General features: G+C 68.9%; 21 protein-coding genes. 7 read left to right on the forward strand and 14 right to left on the reverse strand.

Annotated features, from left to right (window positions below; all coding sequences use genetic code 11):
* Window positions 1–70: 70 nt before the first annotated feature.
* Window positions 71–907, reverse strand: coding sequence for a flagellin N-terminal helical domain-containing protein (locus AB4Z18_RS18330; RefSeq protein WP_441784201.1), 837 nt, complete (start codon window positions 905–907; stop codon window positions 71–73).
* A 96-nt stretch (window positions 908–1003) separates the two neighbouring features.
* Window positions 1004–1816, reverse strand: coding sequence for a sigma-70 family RNA polymerase sigma factor (locus tag AB4Z18_RS18335; protein ID WP_441784202.1), 813 nt, complete (start codon window positions 1814–1816; stop codon window positions 1004–1006).
* A 389-nt stretch (window positions 1817–2205) separates the two neighbouring features.
* Here AB4Z18_RS18335 and flgN point away from each other — a divergent pair, with 389 nt between their 5' ends.
* From flgN to AB4Z18_RS18355, 4 genes are read left to right on the forward strand one after another with little or no spacing between them, the layout of a single operon-like run.
* Complete coding sequence (flgN, locus tag AB4Z18_RS18340) at window positions 2206–2697, forward strand: flagellar export chaperone FlgN (protein ID WP_441784203.1); 492 nt, start codon at window positions 2206–2208, stop codon at window positions 2695–2697.
* A 4-nt stretch (window positions 2698–2701) separates the two neighbouring features.
* Window positions 2702–4126, forward strand: coding sequence for a flagellar hook-associated protein FlgK (gene flgK / locus AB4Z18_RS18345; protein WP_441784204.1), 1425 nt, complete (start codon window positions 2702–2704; stop codon window positions 4124–4126).
* Window positions 4127–4140: 14 nt separating this feature from the next.
* A complete protein-coding gene (gene flgL / locus AB4Z18_RS18350; protein ID WP_441784205.1) occupies window positions 4141–5013 on the forward strand; it encodes a flagellar hook-associated protein FlgL in 873 nt (290 codons plus the stop codon).
* A complete protein-coding gene (locus tag AB4Z18_RS18355; protein WP_441784206.1) occupies window positions 5010–5393 on the forward strand; it encodes a flagellar assembly protein FliW in 384 nt (127 codons plus the stop codon). The genes flgL and AB4Z18_RS18355 overlap by 4 nt, the downstream gene beginning before the upstream one ends.
* Window positions 5394–5421: 28 nt before the next feature.
* On the opposite strand, the gene AB4Z18_RS18360 is transcribed toward AB4Z18_RS18355, so the two are convergent.
* Window positions 5422–6693 (reverse strand): serine hydrolase domain-containing protein, encoded by a 1272-nt coding sequence (locus AB4Z18_RS18360; RefSeq protein WP_441784207.1) that lies wholly within the window; start codon window positions 6691–6693, stop codon window positions 5422–5424.
* A gap of 162 nt (window positions 6694–6855) precedes the next feature.
* Here AB4Z18_RS18360 and AB4Z18_RS18365 point away from each other — a divergent pair, with 162 nt between their 5' ends.
* Window positions 6856–7269 (forward strand): DUF4383 domain-containing protein, encoded by a 414-nt coding sequence (locus AB4Z18_RS18365; RefSeq protein WP_441784208.1) that lies wholly within the window; start codon window positions 6856–6858, stop codon window positions 7267–7269.
* 29 nt (window positions 7270–7298) lie between these two features.
* Window positions 7299–7844, forward strand: coding sequence for a hypothetical protein (locus AB4Z18_RS18370; RefSeq protein WP_441784209.1), 546 nt, complete (start codon window positions 7299–7301; stop codon window positions 7842–7844).
* A 34-nt stretch (window positions 7845–7878) separates the two neighbouring features.
* On the opposite strand, the gene AB4Z18_RS18375 is transcribed toward AB4Z18_RS18370, so the two are convergent.
* Both AB4Z18_RS18375 and AB4Z18_RS18380 read right to left on the reverse strand, forming a co-directional pair.
* Window positions 7879–8232 carry an FHA domain-containing protein gene (locus AB4Z18_RS18375; RefSeq protein WP_441784210.1) on the reverse strand — a complete coding sequence of 118 codons (354 nt, stop codon included), beginning with the start codon at window positions 8230–8232 and terminating at the stop codon, window positions 7879–7881.
* A gap of 37 nt (window positions 8233–8269) precedes the next feature.
* Window positions 8270–9583 carry an ATP-dependent DNA helicase gene (locus AB4Z18_RS18380; RefSeq protein ID WP_441784211.1) on the reverse strand — a complete coding sequence of 438 codons (1314 nt, stop codon included), beginning with the start codon at window positions 9581–9583 and terminating at the stop codon, window positions 8270–8272.
* A gap of 93 nt (window positions 9584–9676) precedes the next feature.
* On the opposite strand from AB4Z18_RS18380, the gene AB4Z18_RS18385 reads away from it, so the two are divergent.
* Entirely contained in the window at window positions 9677–10723 is a 1047-nt protein-coding gene (locus tag AB4Z18_RS18385; protein WP_441784212.1) for a hypothetical protein, read from the forward strand.
* Window positions 10724–10726: 3 nt separating this feature from the next.
* On the opposite strand, the gene AB4Z18_RS18390 is transcribed toward AB4Z18_RS18385, so the two are convergent.
* The 9 genes from AB4Z18_RS18390 to AB4Z18_RS18430 form a co-directional block, all read right to left on the reverse strand.
* Entirely contained in the window at window positions 10727–12637 is a 1911-nt protein-coding gene (locus AB4Z18_RS18390) for a cytochrome c oxidase assembly protein (protein WP_441784288.1), read from the reverse strand.
* 179 nt (window positions 12638–12816) lie between these two features.
* Window positions 12817–13101 carry an HU family DNA-binding protein gene (locus AB4Z18_RS18395; RefSeq protein ID WP_090039575.1) on the reverse strand — a complete coding sequence of 95 codons (285 nt, stop codon included), beginning with the start codon at window positions 13099–13101 and terminating at the stop codon, window positions 12817–12819.
* A 245-nt stretch (window positions 13102–13346) separates the two neighbouring features.
* Window positions 13347–13652: a 30S ribosomal protein S14 gene (gene rpsN, locus AB4Z18_RS18400; RefSeq protein ID WP_441784213.1), complete on the reverse strand. Its 306-nt coding sequence runs from the start codon at window positions 13650–13652 to the stop codon at window positions 13347–13349.
* Window positions 13653–13654: 2 nt separating this feature from the next.
* A complete protein-coding gene (gene rpmG / locus AB4Z18_RS18405; RefSeq protein WP_021760158.1) occupies window positions 13655–13822 on the reverse strand; it encodes a 50S ribosomal protein L33 in 168 nt (55 codons plus the stop codon).
* Window positions 13822–14058: a 50S ribosomal protein L28 gene (gene rpmB, locus AB4Z18_RS18410; protein ID WP_441784214.1), complete on the reverse strand. Its 237-nt coding sequence runs from the start codon at window positions 14056–14058 to the stop codon at window positions 13822–13824. Before rpmB ends, rpmG begins: the two co-directional genes overlap by 1 nt.
* 137 nt (window positions 14059–14195) lie before the next feature.
* Window positions 14196–14612 (reverse strand): Fur family transcriptional regulator, encoded by a 417-nt coding sequence (locus AB4Z18_RS18415; RefSeq protein WP_441784215.1) that lies wholly within the window; start codon window positions 14610–14612, stop codon window positions 14196–14198.
* Window positions 14613–14618: 6 nt separating this feature from the next.
* Window positions 14619–15509, reverse strand: a complete 891-nt coding sequence (locus AB4Z18_RS18420; RefSeq protein ID WP_441784216.1) for a metal ABC transporter permease — start codon at window positions 15507–15509, stop codon at window positions 14619–14621.
* Window positions 15506–16366: a metal ABC transporter ATP-binding protein gene (locus AB4Z18_RS18425; RefSeq protein ID WP_441784217.1), complete on the reverse strand. Its 861-nt coding sequence runs from the start codon at window positions 16364–16366 to the stop codon at window positions 15506–15508. Before AB4Z18_RS18425 ends, AB4Z18_RS18420 begins: the two co-directional genes overlap by 4 nt.
* Window positions 16363–17268, reverse strand: coding sequence for a metal ABC transporter solute-binding protein, Zn/Mn family (locus AB4Z18_RS18430; protein ID WP_441784218.1), 906 nt, complete (start codon window positions 17266–17268; stop codon window positions 16363–16365). Before AB4Z18_RS18430 ends, AB4Z18_RS18425 begins: the two co-directional genes overlap by 4 nt.
* Window positions 17269–17311: the final 43 nt, after the last annotated feature.

Raw genomic sequence — 17311 nt, forward strand, 5'->3', positions numbered from 1 at the left:
GCTGCGGTGGTGCGGATGGTGCGGCGGCCGGGGCGCGCTTTGGGGACTACGCCCCGGCCGCCGGGCTTGATCAGCGGAGCAGCTGGAGAACGCCCTGGTTGGACTGGTTCGCCTGAGCGAGCATCGCCGTACCGGCCTGCGACAGGATGTTGGAGCGGGTGTACTTCACCATCTCCTCCGCCATGTCGGTGTCCGTGATGCGGCTGGACGCGGCCGAGAGGTTCTCCTTCGAGACGTTCAGGCTGCGAACGGCCGACTCGAACCGGTTCTGCGAGGCGCCGAGCTCCGAGCGAGCGGTCGAGATCGCGGTGATCGCGGTGTCGATCGCCGTGATGGTGGTGTTCGCCGCCGCGTTGGTGGTGACGTCGAAGCCGGTGGCGCCGGCAGCGCCGGACAGCGTGCCGACCGAGGTCGCCACGTCGGCCAGGTTGACCGCGATGGTGTCGTTCGCCGTCGAGCCCGCGCCGACCTGGAAGTTCAGCGAGCCGCCCTTGAGCAGGTCGATCCCGTTGAAGTTCGTGCCGTTGGTGATGCGGTTGAGCTCCTTGCCCAGCTCATCGGCCTCCGTCTGGATGGCCGCGCGCGAGGTGGCGTTGTTCGAGTCGTTACCGCCCTGCACCGCGAGGTCACGCATGCGCTGCAGGATGGAGTGGACCTCGGTGAGCGAACCTTCAGCGGTCTGCACGACGCTGATGCCGTCCTGAGCGTTGCGGGCGGCGACGGTCAGACCGCCGACCTGCGACTTCAGGCCCTCCGAGATGGCGAGGCCGGCCGCGTCGTCCGCCGCACGGTTGATGCGGAGGCCGCTGGACAGCTTCTCGAGCGACTTCGAGAGGTCGCCCTGCGTGTTGTTCAGGTTGCGGTAGGCGTTGTTCGCCGCGATGTTGGTGTTGATCTGCATACCCATGATGTTTCCTCCATGACTGGGTGGTGGTCCGCGGCCCTTCCGTGGTCCGCATCAGCCTCTATCGGCTGTCGTTGCCGTCCCGTTAGCGATGTGCTGTCAGGATGCTCGCGCAGAGCTCGGCGACGTGGGGGAGAGGCGCGAGACTCCCGCGACCGCGTGCTGCGCGAGGCGCGCAAGATACGCGCTGCGCCGGGCCTGGGAGGTCTTCGCCTCGATGACGACGGGGTCTCCCTCGTCGGCGTAGTGGGTGGCCATCCCCTCGCGCATGAGGCGGATCGCCTCGGAGCGCTGCTGGGAGACGGCGGAGTGCGTGATGCCGAGTTCGTCGGCGATCTCGGTGACCGTTCGGTCGTCGAAGTAGATGGCCTCGACGATGGAGCGCATCCGGTCGGGGAGGGCGGCGACGGCGGCGCGCACGTAGGCGGTCTGCTCGTTCGCCAGCAGGGAGTCCTCGGGGCCCACCGTCTCCGAGATCAGCAGCGGCTCGATCGTCTCGTCGAGCGCGGTGACGGTGCGGGAGGCGTCGGCGAGGCCGGCCGCGGCGGTCTCGCGGTCGACGCCGAGCGCGTTCGCGATCTCGTCGACGCTGGGCTTGCGCCCGAGCGCGGCGGTGAGGCTCTCCTGCACCACCAGCGTCTCCTTGATGCGCTTGCGCGCGGAACGGGTGGCCCAGTCGGAGGCGCGCAGTTCGTCTGCGAGCGCGCCGAGGATGCGAGTTCGGGCGTAGGCGCCGAACGGGACGCCGGTGGTCGCGTCGTACGCGTCGGCTGCGGTGACGAGGGCGACGGCCCCGGCGGAGGCCAGGTCGTCGCGCGACAGGTGGGTGGCGCGCGAGCACAGGTCGGAGACCAAGTAGCCGACAAGCGGCAGGTTCTCTACGACGAGCGCGTTGCGTTCGTTCCGGTTCACGCTGGGCGACCCCTCTTCATCGGACGGATACTTCGCGCCGGCCTCGTTCGGGGAGGCTGTCGCTGGTACTCGGGCGGTGCGGTGGACGCTCGGGCTTAGTCGGGTGCCGAGCGGGGTGCTAGGTGTCTTCCGCTGTTCACGGTAACAATTCGAGACTGTTCAGATTGCATGCTTTCTGTCCCCATTACGGGGCAGCGCGTACCCCCAGTACGGGGAATACTGGCAGCCCCCCATGAAGCGGTACGTCGCGCCGCTCACGGAGTGCCGCACACGCCTAACATCAGGCGCAAGCGTGCCGATGGTCAGAGGTGGCGGGGACACCATCCACCGACCTTCAGACCCGAGGAGACCAGGTGCGCACATCGACTCATGAGGAAGTTGGTAGCGACATGGCCGCGAGCGAGCTCTCCGCGCAGCTCTGGAAGGAGCGCGAGCTTCTCGAGCTGCTGCTGTTCAAGCTGGAGGAGGAGCAGCTCCTGCTCATCGCCGGCAAGTCGCGCTGGATCTCCCACGCCACCCGCGAGGTCGAGCAGGTCATCGAGCGGATGCGCGCCACCGGACTCGCCCGCACCGTCGAGGTCTCAGCCCTCGCCGAGGAGTGGGGGATCAGCCCGGATGCGACGCTCCGGGAGCTGGCCACCGCAGCTCCCGACGGCATCTGGTCCGACATCTTCGGCTCGCACCTGGCGGCCATGACCGAGCTCACAGCCCAGATCGCCGAGGTGCGCGACACCAACGAGCGCCTGCTGCGCGAGGCCGCGCGCTCCACGCAGGAGACCCTGAGCTCGCTGTCGGGCACGGGCGACGACCCGGGCGTCTACGGCGTCGGCGGTACGGGCTCCGCCGGCGACACCGCCCGCTTCTTCGACACGGAGGCGTGACCGGATGAGCACCTTCAGCGGCCTGAACACCGCCTACACCGGGCTTGTCGCCGCCAAGGCGGGCCTTGACGTCGTCGGGCAGAACCTGGTCAATGCCAACACGCAGGGGTACACCCGTCAGCGCGTCACGACCTCCGGCGTCCCCGCTCTCGCGTCCGCGGGCCTCTTCAGCGGGGGAGTGCGCCCGGGCCAGGGTGTGAGCGTGGACGGCATCCAGCGGCTCGATGACGCCGCTCTCGACTCGCGCGTCCGCAGCACGACCGCCCTGTCCGGTTACACCAACACCCGGGCCGACGCGCTGGCCACCCTGGAGTCGTCGCTCAACGAGCCGGGCACGAACGGCCTCTCGGCGCAGCTTCAGAAGTTCTGGTCCGCGTGGGGCGACGTGGCCAACCAGGCGGGGGAGCAGGCGCCCGCCGGCGTCCTCCTCGGCCAGGCGGGCAGCCTGGTGACTCAGATCCAGGCGGGCTACCACGCCGTGGACGACCAGTGGAGCGCGCTCCGCACGTCTGTGGACGGCATGGCCGCGGACCTCAACACCGCCGCCACCGCCGTCGCCGACCTGAACGGCCGCATCCGCTCGGCACTGGCCGGGGGCCAGTCGGCGAACGAGCTGCTCGACCGCCGCGACCTGCTGACCGCATCGATCGCCAAGATCGCCGGCGGAGTGGTCCGCCCCAACGAGGACGGCACGGTGGATGTGCTGGTCGGCGGCAACGCGCTCGTCTCGGGCACGACGGCCAACGCAGTGAAGGCCGCCGGTGCCAGCCGGATGGCGGACGCCGCGACCGATCCGGTCCGCCTGGAGTGGGCGTACCGTCCGGGCGCCGCCATCGCCCTGGAGGGCGGGTCCATCGCCGGCGCGATCTCGACCCTCGCCCCGGCCGATGCGACCGGCACCGGCGGCGTGCTCGCCGAGGCCGCCGTGAGCTTCAACGCGTTCGCCGTCACCCTCGCCCAGCGCGTCAACGCCGTGCACTCGACCGGCGCGACGCCGACCGGTGCGACGGGCCTCGACTTCTTCGCGATCGACGCCTCCAAACCGGCCGCGCTCGGCCTCTCGGTCGTGCCGACCGGCGTGAACCAGATCGCGACGGGCACACCGGGTGCCGGTGGCAAGGACGGCAGCATCGCCGACGCCATCAGCCAGCTCGGAACGGGCGCCAACGCGGTCGATAAGCAGTGGGCCGCCTTCGTGGTGCGCGTCGGCGTCGCCAGCCGCACCGAGAAGCAGCAGTCGGATCTGGCCGACCTGGCCAGCAGCGCCGCCACCAACGCACAGCTTTCCGGAGCATCCGTCGACCTCGACGAGGAGAACATGAACATGCTGTCCTTCCAGCACGCTTACCAGGGTGCGGCGCGCGTGATGACCGCCGTGGACGAGGCCCTCGACGTGCTCATCAACCACACCGGACTCGTCGGGAGATAGTCATGATCAGCCGTGTGACCAACGCGACCCAGACCCTCAACGCTCAGCGCAACCTGCAGCTGAGCCTGCAGCGTCAGGCGCAGCTGTACGACCAGGCGACGAGCCGTCGGCTGCTGAACAAGCCGTCGGACGACCCCACAGCGACGGCGAGCGCGCTCGGCGTGCGAGCCGACCAGGCCACTACCGCCCAGTACCAGCGCAACGTCGGCGACGGCGACGCCTGGCTGACGACAGCCGACTCCGCGCTGACCTCGGTCGAGACGCTCATGCACCGCGTTCGCGATCTGACGGTTCAAGGCGCGAACGACGGCGCCATGTCACCGGAGGCCAAGGAATCGATCGCGACCGAGCTCGACGGACTCAAGAAGAGCCTGCTCTCGCTGGCGAACACGACCTACTTGGGTCGGACGGTGTTCGCGGGCAACTCGGACGCCGGCGTCGCCTTCCAGCCCGACTACTCGTTCACCGGAGTAGCCGGAAGTACAGTGGAGCGCAGGATCGGACCCGACACCACGGTGCGGGTGGATGCCGACGGAGCCGCGGTCTTCGGAACCGGTGCGACGTCGGTGTTCTCGCTGATCGACAACACGGTGAACGACCTTCGCACCGGCGTGAACGTCACCCCGAGACTTGCGGAGATCGACGACAGGATGAAGGCGATCGTGGGAGAGCACGCGGAGGTCGGCGGTCGCCAGACCCGCATCGACAAGGCGAAGGATGCGCTCGCCGTCGGAGCCAACGCGCTCGAAGGCCAGCGCTCGTCCCTCGAGGATGTCGACCTCAGCAAGGTGATCCTCGACCTGAAGACACAGGATGTGAACTACCAGACCGCGATCGCCGTCACGGCCCGCGTGCTGCAGCCGACGCTGATGGACTTCCTCCGATGAGCGCGGTCCGCTTTCTCGCCCCACCGCCCGGGCTCGAGCCGCTCGACGCGTTCACCCTCGACCCCGTCGCCGGGGCGGACGGACTCTTCACCCTGGCATCGACCGAGCGTCCGGAGATCCGGCTTTTCGCCCTCGACGCCGAACGTCACCTGCCCGGCTACTCGCCCGAGCTGCCCGACGACCGCGCCGCCGAGCTCGGCATCGCGGCCGCGGAGGACGCACTGCTTCTCGTCGTGGTGACCCCGTCGCGCGAGGGGAGCACGGTGAACCTGCTGGCGCCGGTCATCGTCAACCGGGCGACGGGAGCTGCGCTACAACTCGTCCTCGACGACGATGCGTTCCCGGTGCGGGCAGAACTCGCGGCCCTCGCGGGGGCGTAGGACGCCCTAGCGCGTCGTCAGCTGGGCCCTAGCCGGCCTTCTTCGCCGGGCACGGCGCCGACTTCGCCATCGCATCGACGGTCTGCTGCTCGGACCAGGGGAGGGACGCGACCACTTTCGCGCCCTTCTGCTTCGCCGGCGTCTTCGACACGATCGACACGAGCCGCTGTGCGAGCAGCTGGGCGAATCCCGCGCCCGGAGTCGAATTGTTCAAGGCGACGACGACGGTCAGGCCGGATCCCGGGTCGGAGTACACCGCCGACACGTATCCGGGGATCGAGCCGGTGCTTCCACGGAGCGGCCCGAGAAGCTGGACACCGAGGCCGTAGCGCTGCCACGACTGGCCGTTGACGACCGCATCCACCTGGGCCTTGCGCGACTTCTCGCTCAGCAGGCTGCCGCTCGCGAGCGCCTGGCCGAACGCGCGCAGGTCGTGCACGTTCGACACGACGCCTCCGGCGGTCCAGCCCTGGGACGGCGAGAGGCGGCTCACATCGCGCATCGGTTCGCAGACGACGGCTCCCGCGCCGTCGAGTCCCGCCGCGTACCCGGCAGGATGCGCTCCGGGCACCGAGAACTGGGAGCTTCCGGGAAGCGTGCTCGCGCTCATCCCGAGCTTGTCGAAGACATACTGCTTGTACAGTTCCTGCCAGCTGCGGCTCGTCGCATTCTCCAGCGCCATGCCGACCAGCACCGCGTTCGTCGCCGAGCGGCCGTACTTCTCGCCCGGGGTGCCGAACTTCTGCATCGCGATCCCGTCGCTGGCGAGCTCGAGCGGCGGCCACTGCCGCCGCGGATTCATCACGAACTTCGGGTTCAGCTGCGCCACGTAGTCCCCGAGACCCGAGGTGCTCTGGCACAGCTCTCGCATGGTGATGCCCTCGACGCCGACGAGCCCCGGCAGCCACTTCGTGAGCGGGTCGTCGAGGCCGATGCGGCCCTCGTCCACGAGTTCGAGCAGCACGGTGCAGGTCATGGGAACGGTGTTCTGGCCGATCCGGAAGGTCATGTCGTCGGTGACGGGCTTTGAACCGCCGCGCGTGGTCGTCCCCTGCGCGTCCGACCAGCTCCCGGACCACGGCGCCCAGACACCCGCGAAACCGGCGGACGCATCGGCCAGCTTCATCGCGTCCGTGACGGCGGTCGACAAGCGCTTCTCGACATCCTTCGAGAAGCCGCCGGACTGCTGCTCGGGAGGGTTCGCGCTCCCCGACACGGACGTGCATCCGGCGAGGATCAGCGCCACGATCCCGGCGGTCGCGGCGAGCGCGATCCGCCCGAATCTGGTGTCACGTCGCATCGATACATCCCCTGGCGGTCGGCCTTCGTGTCCAGCGATTGTAACGTGCGGCAGAAACCTTGCCGTCACGCAAGGGGCTGTGGCCGCAATCCGATCGGGTCGACGCTGCGAATGGGTAAGTGAGGCGCCGCACGTGCGCCGTCCTACGGAAGGAACAAGACCATGCGCACATCACCGAATCGTCTGGTGGCCACGATCTTCGGGGCTGTCTACCTGTTGGTCGGGCTTCTCGGCTTCGCCGTCACCGGCGGGGTCGGCTTCATCGCCACCAAGGGCGGCTTGCTCCTCGGCGTCTTCGAGGTCAACCCGCTGCACAACATCGCACACCTCCTGATCGGAGCAGCGCTCCTGATCGCCGGCCTGACCCGCGTCGCCGCAGCCAAGGCCGTCAACATCACCGTCGGAGCCGTCTACCTGCTCCTCGGCATCGTCGGCTTCTTCCTGGTCGGGACAGACGCGAACATCCTCGCGCTGAACACGCCCGACCACTTCCTCCACCTGGTGAGCGCGATCGTCCTCCTCGGCACCGGCCTCGGCGCCGACCGGGGAACCCGCGCCCGCACTGCCGCCGCCTGACCGGCGGGGCCACGGCTCCCATGAGCAGGATGACGGATACGCTGCGGGTAGCCCCCGCCGCGTCGGCCTCTTCGGCCGTCGCGGTGGGCCCGGCGGCCCGCGCGTTCCTCGCCGTGGCCGCACTGGGGGCCGGTCTGCTTCACGCAGCGCTGGCCCCCAGCGCACCTCCTCCCCTTCTCGCAGCCTTCCTGCTGCTGGCGCTGGCCGAGCTGGTGTGGGCGGCATCCACGCTCGCCCGTGACCGGCCCTTCGTGTTCCGGCTGGTCCCGGCACTGGCGCTGCTGCCTGTCGGGATGTGGGCGGCACTCGCCGTCGCCGGTGCCACCGCCTCAGGGGGCACCATCATCGCGTTGCCCATCGCGCCGATGGCGGCCGCATCCCTGCTCGACGTCGCTGTCGCCGCGACCGCAGCCGTGATCGTCCGCCGGGGGCGCCCGGACCCCGAGCAGAATGCGCCGCTCCGCTTCGTCATCGCGCTCACGCTGAGCGCCTGCGTGGTCAGTGCGGTTACCATTCCCGCACTGGGGCTCACCGACGCCGGTATCGCCGCCGTGACGGTGCACCACCACCACTGAGGCGGATGCGCCCTCAGCGCTTCGGTGGACGCCGTCAGCGCTGGGAAAGCGTGAACGAGACCGCGCCGAAGCGCACCACCGAGCCGGGGTCGACCTCATGCCGCGTGCTCGGGTCGCACGCGAACGTGCCCTCGCCCGGATAGGTGATCGTCGTGCCGTTCGCCGAACCGAGGTCCATCACCCAGAACACGCCGTCGTACTGTCCGAAGGCGAGGTGTGCGCGGGATACCGACTTCGCCCCGTCCTCGATGGTGACCAACTCGACGTGAGCGGGATCCTCCATCTCGGTCCCCGGGGTGTGCACGGCCGGGTTCCTCCCGATCACGCCGTTCCCGCTCGTCTCCAGATGCTGGCCGTCGCTGAAGTCCAGCACGAAGGTCACCGCCACAGCCGTCCCCTCTCTCGATGCCTCATCCCGGCGCCGCTCAGCCGACCTGCGCACCCGCGACGGGCATCGACACCGGCCGGGCGTCGCGCATGAACCGCTCCACGTCGGGATCGACCGTGATGTCGCCCGGGCGCAGGGGCCTTGTCAGATAGAGACCGTCGAGGGTGGTGATCCGGCTCAGGGCCACGTAGGTCTGGCCCGACGTGAACGCGCGCGAACCCAGGTCGACGATCGCCGCGTCGTACGTCTTGCCCTGCGACTTGTGGATGGTGACCGCCCACGCCAGCCGCAGCGGGAACTGCGTGAACTCGGCCACGACGTCCTTCGTCAGCTTCTTGGTCTCCGGCGACCACGTGTACCGGAACTTCTCCCAGATGGCCGGCTCGACCTCGTGGACGTCGCCGTCGACATCCACGTACACGTTGGAGTCGATGCGCGTGACCGTGCCGATCGTGCCGTTCACCCAGCGCGGGCCGTCTCCCTGGCCGACATCGTTGCGCAGGAACATGACCTGCGCACCCACCTTCAGCTCGAGGCTCTCGTCGGCGGGATAGTTGCGCCCGCCGAAGTCGCCGCTCACCTCCGCCTTGGCCGTCAGCACCCGGCCGGGGAGGCGCTCGAGCGCCTGCGCGTTGATGCGGTTGACGGTATCATTGCGGGTCGCCAGGGTGATCGTCCCATCGTCGGGAGCCGGTCGCGCCCCCACCTCGTTCAGGCGGTCCGCGATTTCCTTCGTCACCTGCCCGTGACGCACGGCGTTCAGCATGAACCGGAAGTCGGACTCGTGCTGACGGTGCACCTGCAGCAGCTCGACGATGCGGAGGTCGGTCTCCTGCCAGACGCGGGCGTCGAAGAACCACATCGACCGGTAGGTGTCCGCGAAGTAGGCCCGCTCCTCCCGGTCGCCCGGCACGGGAGCCAGCTGGTACGGATCGCCGAACAGCACCACCTGGACGCCGCCGAAGGGCTCACCGGCGCGCTGCCGGGCCTGACGGAGGCTGCGGTCGATCGCATCCATCAGGTCGGCGTTGACCATGGAGACTTCGTCGATGACCAGCGTGTCGATGGTGTTCAGCAGCTTGCGGAGCTCGGCGCGCTGGTCGATCGCATGGTCCGCGATGACCCCGATCGGCAACCGGAACAGCGAGTGGATGGTCTGCCCGCCGACATTGAGCGCGGCGACGCCGGTCGGCGCCGAGATGACGAGCGACTTCTCGGTATTCCACGAGAGGTGGTTCAGCAGCGTGGACTTACCCGTGCCGGCGCGACCCGTCACGAAGACATGCTCGCGCGTGTTCTCGATGAGCTCGAAGACGGCCTGCTGCTCAGGGGAGAGGGAGAGACGGCCCATCCTCGCCCCTTTCGCGTCGCCCGACCTGCCGCACTACTCTAACCCGCGCACAGGGGCACATGGCGGCTATCCACAGGACCCTAGGATGGCCTCATGGCTGTGGGGGACGCTCGTGCGCGCCGGCGCGCCGTCCTGCTCTGGTCGGGCGTCGGCGTTCTGCTCCTGGCCGCCTTCGTCGCGGGACTCGGGGCGATGCAGCGCGCGTACTACAGCCCGAGCGGCTTCGTGGAAGGGTTCGTCCGGTCGATCGCGGCCCACGATGTGCCCAATGCCCTGGCCATGCCCGGCGCGGCCCCGACGGCGTCGGCACTGGACCGTTCCGGACTGCCGGTCGGCGCGTCGCGCGAGCTGCTGCGCTCCGACATCCTGCCCGCGATCCGCGACGTCCGAGTCGTCTCCGACACCACGGCAGCCGACGGCGTGCACACGGTCGTGGTCGACGCCCGCGCGGACGGGCAGCCCGTCTCGGCGACCTTCCGGGTGCATCAGACCGGGTCGGTGCTCGGTGTGCTGCCGACGTGGGCTTTCGCATCCACCCCGGTCGGGGTCGCCCGGATCACCGTCGCCCACGCGTCGACGTTCACGGTGGGCCGGCACACGGTGAACCCGCGGGCCGCGTCGCCCGATCAGCCGGCTGCGGCCTTCAATGTCTCCGCCGACTACCTCGTGCTCCCGCTCGCCCCGCTCGAGCTGAGTCACCGCTCGCACTACGTGCAGGCGGCGCCGGTGACCGTCACCGCCGCATCCGGACACGTCACCGAGGCGACCGTCGACGCGCAGCCCACCCCGGCGTTCACGACTGCAGTGCAGAAGCAGGTGGATGCGTTCCTCGACCGCTGCGCCGAGCAGAAGGTGCTCCAGCCCGCCGGCTGCCCCTTCGGCGTCGAGATCGACGACCGGGTGCAGGGGGAGCCCACCTGGTCGATTGACACCTACCCGAAGGTGCGCCTCGTCCCCGGCGACACCTCGTGGACCACCGACAAGATGGTCGGCGTCGCACACCTCGACGTGACGGTGCAGTCGCTCTTCGACGGCACGATCACGGTCCGCAGCGATGCAGAACCGTTCGCGATGAGTCTGAGCAGCGTCACGATCCGCCCCGACGGTTCGCTCGCGATCGTGGTGGCTCAGGAGCCGTAGCGGCTAGCGCGAGACGCGGTCGCGGTCCGCCATGCGGGCGAGCCGCTCGTTGTACGCCTGCAACTCGGCGTCTCCCGTGCGGTCGGCGTTGCGGTCCTGCCGCTTCGTCTCGCGCTCGTCGCTGCGGCTCCACTGGATGGCGACCACGATCGCCAGGATGACCGTCGGGATCTCGCCGATGCTCCACGCGATCCCTCCGCCCGCCTGCTGGTCGACCAGCGGCGAGTCGCCCCAGGTGCGACCCATCGCGCCGAACCAGTCGGCCAGGAGCAGACCGTGCATCTGCATGATCGACAGACCGAAGAAGGCGTGGAACGCCATCGTGAGCAGCAGCAGGAGCAAGCGGAACGGGTACGCCAGCCGGTACTTGACCGGGTCGATGCCGATCAGCGACTGCACGAACAGGTACCCCGTGATGAGGAAGTGGACGATCATCCACTCGTGCCCGATGTGGTCGGTGGTCGCCCAGCGGAACACGGGCGTGTAATAGAAGACCCACAGCGACCCGGCGAACAGGATCGCCGCGACGATCGGGTTCGAGATGACCGCCGCGAAGCGGGAGTGGACACCCAGTAGCAGCCATTCCCTGCCGCCGCGCGATCCGTCACGCCGCTTGCGGATGGCGCGCGCGGCGAGCGTGATCGGCGCGCCCGGCACGAGCAGCAGCGGGACGCCCATCGTCAGCACCATGTGGGCCGACATGTGCGCCGAGAAGAGGTACTTCTCGTAGACGTTCACGCCGCCGTTGGTGATGTAGAAGAGCAGGATGATGCCCAGCGTCCACAGCACCGTGCGGTAGATGGGCCATTTGTCACCGCGTCGCCGCAACCGCCAGACGGCGGCGAAATAGAAGAAGAGGGCGAACGCGCAGGCGAGCACCCACAGCAGATCGAAGTTCCACGAAGTGAACAGCCGCTCGAACGAGAGGGCGGGCGGCAGCTTCTCGCCGGTCAGGATCTCGGCGGGCGTCGGCGTCGCAGCGCGCGTCTCGGGCACCGGCGTGACCGTGCGGGCAAGCGCAGCGGCCACACCCGAGGCGATGCCCATGAAGGCGAGCTCCGCCACGACGATCCACCAGAAGCTGCGCGTCTCGCCCGTCGTCTTCAGCCGCCCGATCAGGTAGCGGCGCTGCGTCAGGCCGAACAGGCCGAGCGCCACCAGTGCGGCGACCTTGACGAGCACGAGAATGCCGTAGGGCGTCGCGAGCTCGGCGAGCGTGCCCACGCGCAACTCCGCATTCACGTAGCCGGACGCGGCCACGACGATGAAGCAGATGAGGGCGACCGTGGAGTAGCGCTCCAGGACGGTGAGCAGCCTCCCCTTGCCGAAGGTGTGCTTGACGACGATCAGGGTCACCAGGCCGCCGAGCCAGATCGCGGCGAACAGCACGTGCAGGCCGAACGACGTCACCGCGGCATCGTGCCCGGCCGCCTCTGCGCTGTGTCCCTGCTGCGCCATCGGGACAACGGTCGCCATCGCGAGCAGCGTGACGAAGACGATCGCCGTCTGGTTGCGGACCGCGAAGCACAACACGGTGACCGCCGCCGCGATCAGGGTGATGCCCAGCCACGCCTGGCCGAGCGAGACGCTGGTGATGAACGAGCTCAGTCCGTTGCTGAACGTGGCATCGAACGACCACGGCACGTTCGAGACGCTGACGAAGGTGAACAGTCCGGTCGCGGCGGAGGCGACCGTCATGACCGCAGCGCTCCCCGCGGCGAAGTCGAGCGCAGTGCCGTACTCGTCGCGGTCGGGGCTGAACGCGAAGCACGCCAAGACCAGTGCACCGACCGTGCCGGCCAGGCTGAGATTGACCACGAGCGTCGCGGCCGGGAGACCCCAGCGCACCAGCGCGCCAGGATCGGCCAGGAGAGGGGCGGACGCTCCGCCGCCGAACGCGAGGGCGGCCATCATCGCCACCGCAGCCGCCAGGAGCAGCGCGGCAGGGCCGATCACGCGGAAGATTCGTGGCACCCGTCCAGCCTACGTCTCCACCCCTGGACGGCCGCCCACAGCAGGAGTCCGGTGCATGCGGATACGACGAAGGCGGCCCCGCGAATTGCGGAGCCGCCTTCGGGCAAAGCTGGGAACGACTACTTGACGGCAGCCTTGAGCTTCGAGCCCGCGGTCAGCTTGACGCGGTGGCCGGCCGGGATGGAGATCTCGGCGCCGGTCTGCGGGTTGCGGCCGGTGCGGGCAGCGGTCTCGCTGCGCTCGGCGGCGAGCCAGCCCGGGATGGTGACCTTGCCACCCTTGGCGACGGTCTCGCTGATGGTGCTGAAGAACGCGTCGACGACGCTCGAGACGGTCGCCTGGCTCTGACCCGACGCCGCAGCGACGGCGGCAACGAGCTCGGTCTTGTTCAGGTTGTCAGCCATTAAGTGTCCTCCTCGGACCTTGTGCTGGATTACAGCTATCTTGTGGAACGGTTGAGGCCACGCAGGGCCGTAACGTTTGGTCGGTCGACCGCCTCGAATGTATCAGAAACCCGCAGAAACACGCGGATTTTCGGCCCCTTTAACGCACATCGGGTGCGATCTGCGACATCCGGTCGTCCACCGGGTACGACGAAGGGGCGCCCGGCCGAAGCCGGACGCCCCTTCGAAACGCAGGTCGCGCTGGATTACCAGCTCGACTTCGTGATGCCGGGCAGCTCGCCGCGGTGCGCCATGTCACGGAAGCGGACACGCGAGATACCGAACTTGCTGAGGTTTCCGCGGGGACGGCCGTCGACGGCGTCGCGGTTGCGGACGCGGATCGGCGAGGCGTCGCGGGGGAGCTTCTGCAGGCCGAGGCGGGCGGCCTCGCGCGACTCGTCGGACCCGTTCGGGTCGACGAGGGCCTTCTTGAGCTCGGCGCGCTTGGTGGCGTAGCGCGCGACGACGACCTTGCGCTGCTCGTTCTTGGCGATCTTGGACTTCTTGGCCATGATTAACGCTCCTCTCGGAAGTCGACGTGCTTGCGCACTACGGGGTCGTACTTCTTGAGCACGAGGCGGTCGGGGTTGTTGCGACGGTTCTTGCGGGTCACGTAGGTGTAACCGGTGCCGGCCGTCGAACGGAGCTTGATGATCGGACGGATGTCCTGCTGCTTCGCCATTAGATCTTCTCCCCACGGGCCAGGAGGTCCTTGACCACGGACTCGATGCCACGGGCGTCGATGACCTTGATGCCCTTGGCACTCAGGGTCAGGGTGACGTTACGGCGAAGCGACGGAACGTAGTACGTCTTCTTCTGGATGTTCGGGTCGAACCGGCGCTTGGTGCGACGGTGCGAGTGCGAGATGGCGTGACCGAAGCCGGGAACGGCTCCAGTCACCTGGCACACTGCTGCCATTGGTTTCTTCTCCAATACCGTGGAACCGATTGGTTCCACCCAAGGTCACTTGTCGGCATGCGACTTCCCCACCGATTTCGAGAGGGGGTTTCGCATACGATCCGAGTGGGGGAGGCCCACTCAGCCAAACATCTATGCTACGGCATGGATGCGGAGGCAGCCAAATCGCTCTTCGCCGTGCACGAAGCGCAGAGGCCGAAGACGTCGACGACGTGCTGAGCCTGCGTGAAGCCGTGCGCTGCGGCCGCCTGGCGGGCCCACTCCTCGACGGCGTCCGCCTCGATCTCCACCGTCAGCCCGCAGTTGCGGCAGATCAGGTGGTGGTGGTGGCCGGTCGTGCACGCCCGGTACAGGCTCTCGCCCTCCGGCGACTGCAGCGAATCGGCGTCGCCTTCGGACGCCAGGTCGGAGAGCGCCCGGTAGACCGTCGCCAGTCCGATCGGCGAGCCCGCCTCGTGGAGGCTCATGTGCAGTCCCTGCGCGCTGATGAAGCCCTCCGTCGAGGTCAGAGCCTCGCGGACGGCCTCCCGCTGCCAGGTGTTGCGCTTCACCATCCCAGGTTAACCCGCCTGGCTCACGAGTGGCCGTGAGGCCGTGGCCGAACCGCGGCGGCGCGCACGGCGGCCTCCCGCGATCCGGCAGACGACGTAGATGAGGAACGAGATCGTCGTCACGTACGGGCTGATCGGGAGGGCACTGCCGAGCGCGAGCATGATGCCGCCCACCACGGAGACCAGCGCGAACAGCACACTGAGAAGCGGCACGCCGAGCGGCGACGACGAGATGCGCATCGCCGCGGCCGCCGGAGTCACCAGCAGCGACAGCACCAGCAGCGCACCGACGATCTGCACGGACACCGCGACCGCGAGGCCCAGCAGCACCATGAACGCCAGTGCGACGAACCCGGTCGGCACGCCGCGCGAGGCGGCGACATCCGCATCCAGACTGTCGAACGTCAACGGCCGCCACATCAGCAGCAGGGCGATGAGGACGATCGCGCCGATCGTGAGCAGCCAGCCCAGCTGGGGGTCGTCGACGGATACGATCTGCCCGGTCAGCAGGCCGAACTTGTTAGCGCTCCTGCCCGGATACAGGGCCAGCGCGAGGATGCCGAGCCCCAGCCCGAACGGCATCAGCACGGCGATGATGGAGTTCCGGTCCCGCGCCTTCGCACCGAGCAGCCCGATCAGGATGGCCGCGACGAGCGAACCGACGAGAGACCCCGCGACGACGTTCACCCCGAACAGCAGGGCGATGGCGGCGCCGGCGAACGAGAGCTCGCTGATGCCGTGCACGGCGAACGCCATGTCGCGCTGCATCACGAACACGCCGATCAGGCCGCCGACGACGCCCAGCACCGCCCCCGCGAAGATCGAGTTCTTCACCAGGAGCAGCAGCTCGCCGTAGTCGGTGAAGTCGAACAGCTGCTGCCACACGTCGAGATGCATCATGCTGCCGGCTCCGGATGTGTCTCGCGCGTGTGCGCGTGGTGGTCGTGGGTCTCCGCGTCCGGGATGCCGACCACGACGATCCGTCCGCGGCTGCGGATCACGTCGACGGGCGTCCCGTACAGATCGGTGAGGACGTCGCTGCGGAGCACCTCATCCGGGGTCCCGGTGCGGAACCGGCCGCCGGCCAGGTACAGGACGCGGTCCACCATCCCGAGCACCGGGTTCACGTCGTGCGTGACGAAGACCACGGCGCTGTCGTGTTCGCGTCTCCGCCGGTCGATCAGCTCGCTGACGCCGCGCTGATGCTGCAGGTCGAGGGACAGCAGCGGTTCGTCGCACAGCAGCAGCGCAGGGTCGCCGGCGAGCGCCTGCGCCACGCGCAGCCGCTGCTGCTCGCCGCCCGACAGGGAGCCGACGGCCGCATCCGCGTAGCGGCGGGCGCCGACGGCGTCGATGAGCCGGTCGACCTGCGCCTTGTCGTCGCGGCGGGGGAGGGGGAGCCCCCAGCGGTGCCCGTTCACACCGAGCGCCACGAGGTCGCGGGCACGCATCGGCGTGCCCGCCGGGATGAGCTTCTGCTGCGGGATGTAGCCGATGCGGCGGTCGCCGCGGCGCACGGGATGCCCCTCGAAGGCGATCTCGCCGCCGTCCAGGTGCTGCTGCCCGAGGATGGTGCGCAGCAGGCTGGTCTTGCCGGAGCCGTTGGGGCCGAGCACGGCGACGAACTCGCCCGCATGCACGTCCAGGTCGAGCCCGCTCCACAGGGTGCGGTCGCCGAAGCCGAGCGAGGCGTCGCGGAGCCGAAGCACGACGTCGCGGGTCTCCGGAGCGGGCATGCGCTCGAGCGGCTCGCTCATGATGCCAACGCCTTGCCGACGGCATCCACGTTGGCCTGCATCCAGCCGAGGTAGTGCTCCCCGGCGGGAAGCGTCTCGGTGACCGGCACGACGGGGATGCCGGCGTGCTTGGCCGCGGCGAGCACGCGCTCGGTCTCCGCGCCGGTGGTCTGCTCGTTGTAGGCGAGCATCTTCACGCGGTGGTCGGTGAACAGCGCGAGGGTGTCCCGGAGGACCACGGGCGAAACGTCGTTCTCCTGCTCGATCGCCCTACTGAACGCGGCAGGCGTCTTGTCGACCAGGCCGATCGCATCCAGCAGGTACAGGGGCACCGGTTCGGTGATCGCGACGCCCTCTCCGGCGTAGTCGGCCTTCAACTTCGCTTCGGAGTTCTCCAGGCCGGCGAGCTGCTGCGTGAAGGCGGCTGCGTTCTTCTCGAAGGTCGCCTTGTGCGACGGGTCGGCCTTCGCCAGCGCGGCTTCCAGCGCGTCGACGAGTTTCCGGACACTCGGGAAGTCGTACCAGATGTGCTCGTTGAGCTCCCCGTCGACCGCTTTCTTGCCAGAGAGGTCGACGACGTTCAGGATGCTCGCCGCGCTGTTGTCGGACCCCTTCAGCAGGGTCTGCATGAACTCGTCGTAGCCGCCGCCGTTCTCGATGACGATGTCGGCCTTGGAGACGGCGAGCTGGTTCTGCGCGCTGGCCTCGAACGAGTGCGGATCCTGGGCGGGGTCCGACATGAGGGAGGTGACATGCACGGCGTCGCCGCCGATGGTGGTCGCGATGTCGCCGTACACATTCGTACTGGCGACGACGCGGATGACGCCGTCGTCGGATCCTGCCGACGGTGCGGAGCAGCCGGCGAGCGCCACGATCGTGGCGGCGGCGACCGCGAGGGCGGAGACGAGGGAACGCGTCTTCATGGGTGAGCCTGTCTAAGTCGCGAACGACACAAGAGGGTGCACC

The organism is Leifsonia sp. 2TAF2, assembly GCF_052115085.1.
Taxonomy (GTDB): domain Bacteria; phylum Actinomycetota; class Actinomycetes; order Actinomycetales; family Microbacteriaceae; genus Leifsonia.

Bases quoted from the DNA above. Each gene is read 5' to 3' on its own strand.
- AB4Z18_RS18330 (WP_441784201.1), bottom strand. From the start codon at position 907: ATGGGTATGCAGATCAACACCAACATCGCGGCGAACAACGCCTACCGC.
- flgN (WP_441784203.1), top strand. From the start codon at position 2,206: ATGGCCGCGAGCGAGCTCTCCGCGCAGCTCTGGAAGGAGCGCGAGCTT.
- flgK (WP_441784204.1), top strand. From the start codon at position 2,702: ATGAGCACCTTCAGCGGCCTGAACACCGCCTACACCGGGCTTGTCGCC.
- AB4Z18_RS18355 (WP_441784206.1), top strand. From the start codon at position 5,010: ATGAGCGCGGTCCGCTTTCTCGCCCCACCGCCCGGGCTCGAGCCGCTC.
- AB4Z18_RS18360 (WP_441784207.1), bottom strand. From the start codon at position 6,693: ATGCGACGTGACACCAGATTCGGGCGGATCGCGCTCGCCGCGACCGCC.
- AB4Z18_RS18365 (WP_441784208.1), top strand. From the start codon at position 6,856: ATGCGCACATCACCGAATCGTCTGGTGGCCACGATCTTCGGGGCTGTC.
- AB4Z18_RS18370 (WP_441784209.1), top strand. From the start codon at position 7,299: ATGACGGATACGCTGCGGGTAGCCCCCGCCGCGTCGGCCTCTTCGGCC.
- AB4Z18_RS18380 (WP_441784211.1), bottom strand. From the start codon at position 9,583: ATGGGCCGTCTCTCCCTCTCCCCTGAGCAGCAGGCCGTCTTCGAGCTC.
- AB4Z18_RS18385 (WP_441784212.1), top strand. From the start codon at position 9,677: ATGGCTGTGGGGGACGCTCGTGCGCGCCGGCGCGCCGTCCTGCTCTGG.
- AB4Z18_RS18390 (WP_441784288.1), bottom strand. From the start codon at position 12,637: ATGATGGCCGCCCTCGCGTTCGGCGGCGGAGCGTCCGCCCCTCTCCTG.
- AB4Z18_RS18395 (WP_090039575.1), bottom strand. From the start codon at position 13,101: ATGGCTGACAACCTGAACAAGACCGAGCTCGTTGCCGCCGTCGCTGCG.
- rpsN (WP_441784213.1), bottom strand. From the start codon at position 13,652: ATGGCCAAGAAGTCCAAGATCGCCAAGAACGAGCAGCGCAAGGTCGTC.
- rpmG (WP_021760158.1), bottom strand. From the start codon at position 13,822: ATGGCGAAGCAGCAGGACATCCGTCCGATCATCAAGCTCCGTTCGACG.
- rpmB (WP_441784214.1), bottom strand. From the start codon at position 14,058: ATGGCAGCAGTGTGCCAGGTGACTGGAGCCGTTCCCGGCTTCGGTCAC.
- AB4Z18_RS18415 (WP_441784215.1), bottom strand. From the start codon at position 14,612: ATGGTGAAGCGCAACACCTGGCAGCGGGAGGCCGTCCGCGAGGCTCTG.
- AB4Z18_RS18420 (WP_441784216.1), bottom strand. From the start codon at position 15,509: ATGATGCATCTCGACGTGTGGCAGCAGCTGTTCGACTTCACCGACTAC.
- AB4Z18_RS18425 (WP_441784217.1), bottom strand. From the start codon at position 16,366: ATGAGCGAGCCGCTCGAGCGCATGCCCGCTCCGGAGACCCGCGACGTC.
- AB4Z18_RS18430 (WP_441784218.1), bottom strand. From the start codon at position 17,268: ATGAAGACGCGTTCCCTCGTCTCCGCCCTCGCGGTCGCCGCCGCCACG.